Source organism: Streptomyces sp. NPDC090045 (genome assembly GCF_044747975.1).
Taxonomy (GTDB): domain Bacteria; phylum Actinomycetota; class Actinomycetes; order Streptomycetales; family Streptomycetaceae; genus Streptomyces.
Genome location: NZ_JBIVFA010000043.1, coordinates 1 through 2,668, shown reverse-complemented (window position 1 = coordinate 2,668; position 2,668 = coordinate 1). Strand labels below are relative to the sequence as shown.

Genomic DNA, 2,668 nt, shown 5'->3' with positions numbered 1-2,668 from the left:
CTGTCACCCAACAGCGACGCAGTCTTCAAGTGGTCCGGCAACGGCACCACCTGGCACAAGGTCGGCGGCCCCGCCTCCTTCATCGCGGGCCGGTAGTCGGCGACGTCATCAGCGGACGGGCCCGGGCTTCCTGGGCCGGGCCCCGTCCGCTCTTCTCTCTGGAGCCATGTGTTATCACGCATCACCCTGGCTGCCGCTGCCTTGGTCGCGGTCTCACTCGGGATACTCCCCGCCGTCGCCGCCCCGGCACCTGACCGACTCCCCTCCACCGCCCCCGCGAACACCACGTCCGCGAACACCTCCTCGACGAACACCGCCTCGGCGAACTCCGGCTCCGTGACCACCGGAGACTTCGTCCGCGTCTACAACCCCGGCACCGGGGAGTCACAGCCCTGGTACATCAACGACCACACCTTCATCCGTGACGAGGCCACTGGGACCTGGCACCTGTTCGGCATCACCCACGCCGAACCGGCCGACCCGGACAACGAGGACTCGTTCGCACACGCCACGGCACCCAGCCTGCGCGGGCCGTGGACCAAGCAGCCCATGGCCCTGACGGTCGACCCCTCCTACGGAGAGTCGCACCTGTGGGCACCGCACGTCATCCGCTCCGGCTCCACGTACTACATGTTCTACGCGGGCGGGCAAACCATCGGCGACCCGTCCAGGAGCCAGATCAACCTGGCCACCTCCACCGACCTGATCCACTGGGAACGGCGGCCCGGAGGGCCACTGTTCCGTGACGGACAAGAAGCACGCGATCCGATGGTCACCCGGGTCGGTTCCCAGTGGGTGATGTATTACACCGCCACGGAGACGGCCACCGGGGGACGCAGCATCGTCGCGTACCGGACGAGTCCGGACCTGATCACCTGGAGCCCTCGCAAGACCGCGTTCACCGCCCTCGGCGACGGCTGGACCGAATCCCCGTACGTGATACAGCGCAACGGCCTCTGGTACCTGTTCTTCGGGGGCTCCGCAACGGCCGATTACGTCGGGGCCGAGGTGTACGTCAGCTCCGATCCGCTGCACTTCCCTGCCACCGGCCAGGTGGGCCGCCTGCCGTCCCACGCCGCCGAGGTCGTCACCGACCACGACGGAAACCAATGGCTGAGCAGCGCGGGCTGGGGCACCGGCGGAGTGGACCTGGCTCCGCTCACGTGGCGGGCACGGCCCTACACCCCGCACCATCTGTACGCGCTGAGCCCCGACAAGAGCGCCGTCCACCAGCGGACGGGCGGAAACTCCTGGACGAGGATCGGCGGACCGGCAGGCACACTGATCGGCGGCGATGGTGGCCTGTTCGCCACCAGCCCGACCACCGGCGACATCTTCAAATACAGCGGCACCCCGGACAGGTGGACCAAGGTCGGCGGACCCGGGGCCCAGTTCGTCGTCACCGACGGCACGCTGTACGGGCTCGGCCCGGACAGGAAGGCCGTCTTCCGGTGGACCGGATCAGGGACCGCCTGGACGAGGATCGGCGGACCGGCAGGCACGCTGTACGCAGGCGGCGGTGGCCTGTTCGCCACCAGCCCGACCACGGGCGACATCCTCAAGTACAACGGCACCCCGGACAGCTGGACCAAAGTCGGCGGGCCCGGAAAGACCTTCGCAGTCACCAATGAGGCATTGTACGGCCTGTCGCCCAACGGTGGTGCGGTCTTGAAATGGACCGGGTCGGGCACGACCTGGACCAAGGTCGGCGGACCGGCCGGAACCCTCTTCGGCGGTGGCGCAGGGCTATTCGCCACCAACCCCGCCAACGGCGACGTCCACAGGTTCAGCGGCGTACCGGACAACTGGTCCAAGGCCGGTGGTCCCGGGAACGCCTTCGCAGTCGCCGGTGACCGGCTCTTCGGGTTGAGCTCCGACAAGAGCGGCGTCTTCCAGTGGTCCGGGTCGACGACCTTCCAATGGACCAAGGTCGGCGGGCCCGCCGCGAGCATCGTCACCGACTAGCGATCGCCCCACACTTCTCCCCTCCCGCATCACACCCTCGTACCAAGGAGACGTATGAAGATCAGATGGGCCGGCTTCCTGGCGGCGGCAGCACTGCTGCTCGCTCCGGTCACAGCCCTCCTGCCCGCCGCCCCGGCCGCGGCCTCGACCTCGGCAGCCCCGGAGGCGGACACCGCGGTCGCCAATACGCCCCCGTTCCAGCATCCCATTCCCTGCGGGCAACGGTGGACGACGTCCACGCACGATGGACACGCGAGCCAGTACATGCTCGACATGGTCTCGGCCGGTGGAACCACCCAGGGCACACCCGCCCTGGCCTCGGCGGCCGGGCGCGTCGTCACCTCGCAGTTCGACAGCCAAGCCGGAAACTTCATCGTGATCGACCACGGCGACGGCTGGCAGACCCGGTACCTGCACCTGGACCGGCGCGACGTCGCCGTCGGCAACGACGTGGAGCAGGGCCGGCAGATCGGCACCGTCGGCAACACCGGCAGCTGGACCACCGGGGCGCACTTGCACTACGAGCAGAAGCTGAACGGCTCCGTCGTGCAGACCACCTTCGACGGGCGCCTCGTTCCCGTCAAATGGGAGTACAACCAGCACTTCGAGACGAGCACGAACTGCGGTGTGTCCGCCGGCAGTAGCCTGTTCGCGCAGTCCCCGGACCGTTCCGCCGTGTTCCAGTGGTCCGGTAACGGGACGA

2 protein-coding genes are annotated in these 2,668 nt (G+C 68.5%); both read left to right on the top strand.

The window, feature by feature from the left end; translation table 11 throughout:
* Positions 1–201 precede the first annotated feature (201 nt).
* Complete coding sequence (locus ACIPYQ_RS41185; RefSeq protein WP_401259815.1) at positions 202–1,965, top strand: family 43 glycosylhydrolase; 1,764 nt, start codon at positions 202–204, stop codon at positions 1,963–1,965.
* Between the two features lie 54 nt (positions 1,966–2,019).
* The coding region (locus ACIPYQ_RS41180) for a M23 family metallopeptidase (protein ID WP_401259813.1) at positions 2,020–2,668 on the top strand (649 nt) is incomplete at its 3' end.